The organism is Pseudomonas sp. HMWF006 (assembly GCF_003061205.1).
Classification (GTDB): Bacteria; Pseudomonadota; Gammaproteobacteria; order Pseudomonadales; family Pseudomonadaceae; genus Aquipseudomonas; species Aquipseudomonas monsensis.
On the sequence record NZ_QAIU01000555.1, the window covers coordinates 1 to 2,456 of the forward strand.

Consider the following 2,456-nt stretch of genomic DNA (forward strand, 5'->3'; position numbering starts at 1 on the left):
GCTCCAGCACCACCCCGCCCGCCGCGAGTTTGTAAGCACGTAATGAGGTCGTCCCCCAATCGAGCGCGATCAATTGCGCCTGCATCGCTTCACCTGTTTTGTTTTTGGCAGTGAGTGCGACGGACTATAGACCTCCCAGACGGTAAATCTCAATATGTAATTTTGCATCCCATATTTTGGGATTTTTCAGATTAAAAATTCTTCCTCTGCAAACCGGAGTTCATGCACATTCGGATCGAAGAAGTAGTGATGATCGTTATTTACCGAACAGATCAAAAAAATATCGTGGTGCGAGCTTCACTCCTTGAAGAAATTCGAAACCAATTTATTAAAAATACTGCGAGCCGTCTTATTATTACCCAATGGTCGTAACCCATAATATGGACACGAACTGGTCATGGTGGAAACGGCCTTCAAAGTAGGCAAGGCCGCTAAAATATGCGGCTACTCTGCAGTTCCCGGATTCATCAAATCTACACTCGGGACTTGCATGATCTTCGAGAAATACGTTTTGTAAGTAGTCGAATGAACTCTAAACACACAAGAAATGGAATCTCTGGATTTCAAAAACGGGACTAATAAATCTCCTTTGAGACGTCTTTCCTCACCCTTATCATCTACCTGCTCATCGAAAAGAACATCCGCCCTATAGATCAGTGAATCAGTTGACACTTTTTCAATGAACCCGAAACCGGATTGCTTTATACGGTGCGCCTGTGAAAAATCTTGATCGTCCGTTAACGAACATACAAGGCCCTGACCAATAGACGACTTGAACAACTGAAGCAGTTCTACGTCTGACGAAAAATAAATTTGATAAATCCCGGTACTGCGAAGCCGATCAGTCTTTGAGTACTGTAAATTAGCGATAGGCCGACCATGATTCAAAGAACACGCAGAGACCATCAGAATCATGACTGCCAACGTTATAAATCTCACAAAACGTTACTCCTTGGTCCATTTCAAAATTGATTCCCTTAAAATCTGTCGAGCTGACTTGCCACCAGGCAAAGGTCGCGCGTACATAAAGTTAGCATCCGCGTGATTGATGTCCAGCCGTCCCATTACATTCGGTCCAGCGGAGATTTCCCATTGCTCACCAAAATCCGCAACGACGTCCGATAAATTCCAATCAACTGCAGCAGCTCTGATATTCACCCAATATTCCGCTTTTGGCTGAGGAACCTGCCTGTATATCTTCGAAATACCGTAGACAATTTTTCCGTGGCCTACAGGGTCTAGGGTGACCAGCATTTTGACTTTAAATCCACGATCGGACAAAACAGCCGATAGGTGCGCGCCATTCCACCCACCCAAGCTATGACCGATAATGTAAACGGCGGTATTACAGTTTGAAATCTTACCAATTACATTATTTTCCAGATCCTCTTCACTCATGAACGCGTTATAACCAAGAGGCAAGGTAGTGCAGTACTTCTTGATTTCTAGAGCTTCGATATCTGCATCAACCATGTCTCGAACGTAATCGACGTTGTGGTTAGGGCCATCAACATAATATCTTTCCTGATCGCCCGCCCCGCCAACAAGAAATACCATTACATCCCGCAATTTTACCGATGCTTGCTTAACAGACTGATCAGTCTTACAAGTGAGCGTATGGGTAACTGGATTCCTTCTAGCTACCGGCACTTCTGGAGTGTCTGCTGTCGCACTTCCTTCTGCCATTTATCATCACTCCACAAACAAATTTATAGTTTCAGCCAAATGCGAGCTGACGGTATGGGTGAATCCCAACGCATCCGTAATTCCCGGTTCCTCACTGCCATCGCCGCGCTGAATCGTGTAGGGGTGGTAGGGCACCGGCTCTCCGGTGTCCTCATTCACCACTTGCAACCTGTCCGTAAAATGCACCGGCATCGGCAACAACCCACTAAACGCCGCCCCTCCACCACTCTGCCCAATGATCACCGTCCCCGAACCACCAACCACGACATTGCCGTGGCCACCGGTGCTATCGAGCGTGGCCGCGTTCAGGCCGTTGATGAATACGGTGCCGGAAACGGCTCCGGTAATCGGACTGCCGCACGCCGATTTATCGGTCATGCGCGCGGCGGCGAGTCCGTCGAAGAAGACGTTCGGCGAGCCGGAGGCTATCGGGTTGGTGCCATGGCCTGGCAGTGGGCAGGCGGTCGGGTCGGTGACGCGTGCAGCGGGTTTACCACTCAATTCAAAGCTCCTTGCTTCAGGGGTTCCGGGTGCGGCTGATGAATATCGATGTCGGTCGCGGCGAAGCGCCAGCGGTTGTCGACGGGGTCGAACAGGGCGTGGCGATGCTCACGGCTGTCGGGTGATGCGGCGGTTTGCAGGTGTCGCCAGGCTTCGTCGGTTTGCCAGGCCAGTTCGGCCGGCGAGGCGTCGTCGAGTTCGTTGAGCCAGGCGTTGTAGTTGCGCAGGTGATTACGCTCGTAAGTCGATTGCAGCAGCTCGGCCATTTG

2 protein-coding genes and 1 pseudogene are annotated in these 2,456 nt (G+C 49.8%); all 3 read right to left on the bottom strand.

The genetic code is table 11. The features are described from left to right. Positions 1-945: 945 nt before the first annotated feature. Complete coding sequence (locus DBR24_RS25135) at positions 946-1,686, bottom strand: alpha/beta hydrolase (protein ID WP_128616075.1); 741 nt, start codon at positions 1,684-1,686, stop codon at positions 946-948. 6 nt (positions 1,687-1,692) lie between these two features. Next, positions 1,693-2,187, bottom strand: a complete 495-nt coding sequence (locus DBR24_RS25140) for a PAAR domain-containing protein (protein ID WP_122842539.1) — start codon at positions 2,185-2,187, stop codon at positions 1,693-1,695. Next, positions 2,184-2,456, bottom strand: a pseudogene (locus DBR24_RS33695) (hypothetical protein); the annotation flags it as partial. The pseudogene DBR24_RS33695 and the gene DBR24_RS25140, both read right to left, overlap by 4 nt.